Here is a 1084-nt window from a genome sequence, read left to right on the forward strand (position 1 = left end):
GTCGGCAGCCGGGCGCGAGCCGAGCACCTCGATGGTGCCGGCCGTCGGCGTGATCATGCCGGCGGCGAGATTGAGCAATGTGGACTTGCCCGCGCCGTTCGGCCCGACCAGCCCGACGACGCGGCCGGCGGGCACGGTCAGCGTGACGTCGGTGAGGGCGGGCCGGCTGCCATAGCTCTTGCTCAGTCCCTGGGTGCGCAGGACCGGATTCATGGGGTCACCTCGGTTGCCTTTCGGAATGTCGTCATGAACAGGGCCTCGATGCTGTCGGCGTCGAGCCCGGCCCGGTGGGCCTTCTCCAGCCAGGAGAGCAGCTCCCGGCGCAGCGGTTCGTGGGCGGCCAGCGAGTCGTCGGCCAGGCTGTGGGTCACGAAGGTGCCGAGCCCCGGGCGGGGGGTGACCAGGCCGAGATGTTCCAGCTCCCGGTAGGCCTTGAGCACCGTGTTGGGGTTGATCGCCAGCTTGGCCACGACCTCCTTGACCGTGGGGAGCTGATCCCCGACGGACAGCAGGCCGAGCCGCAGCGCCCGCTGCACCTGCTGCACGAGCTGCAGGTACGGCGAGACGCCGGACCGGACGTCCAGGTGAAAGTCGATCACAGGTTTCTCGCTTTAACTAGGCTACTAGCACTATAGAGAAAGCGACCTCCCGGCTGTCAAGGGACAATGCGGCCACCGGGGCTTCGATAGCGTGCTGCGCATGGCTGAGACCCCGGAGTATCTGCGCCCGTTCGTCCTGTCACCGCCGGCCCGCGAGCCGGAGCGGACGGACACAGTGGACACCTACCGGCCTGACGGGGAGGGCCCGTTCCCGGTCGTCGTGGTGGTGCACGGCGCGCCGCTGCCGCCCGGGCTGGAGGCGCAGCCCCGGGACTGGCCGCTCTATCGCGGATACGGCCGGCTGCTGGCCGAGCAGGGGCTGCTCACCGCCGTGGTCGGCTATCAGCTGCCCATCACGCCGGGCCCGGACGGCCTCGTGCTGGACTACGCCACGGCGGCGGATCAAGTCGCCGCCGCCGTGACGGCTGCCCGGGCCGATCCGCGCGCTGACGCGGACCGGGTGGTGCTGTGGTTCGTCTCCGGCG

Annotated in this window: 2 protein-coding genes and 1 pseudogene; 1 reads left to right on the plus strand and 2 read right to left on the minus strand. The window is 70.6% G+C overall.

Annotated elements, in window-relative coordinates:
* The coding region (locus tag AB0C29_RS49930; RefSeq protein ID WP_360835616.1) for an ATP-binding cassette domain-containing protein at window positions 1-213 on the minus strand (213 nt) is incomplete at its 3' end.
* A complete protein-coding gene (locus AB0C29_RS49935) occupies window positions 210-599 on the minus strand; it encodes a GntR family transcriptional regulator (RefSeq protein ID WP_360835618.1) in 390 nt (129 codons plus the stop codon). The genes AB0C29_RS49935 and AB0C29_RS49930, both read right to left, overlap by 4 nt.
* Before the next feature lie 100 nt (window positions 600-699).
* Here AB0C29_RS49935 and AB0C29_RS49940 point away from each other — a divergent pair.
* Window positions 700-1084: pseudogene (locus AB0C29_RS49940) on the plus strand (alpha/beta hydrolase); the annotation flags it as partial.

Origin of the sequence: Actinoplanes sp. NPDC048791, assembly GCF_040650095.1 — a bacterium.
Taxonomy (GTDB): domain Bacteria; phylum Actinomycetota; class Actinomycetes; order Mycobacteriales; family Micromonosporaceae; genus Actinoplanes.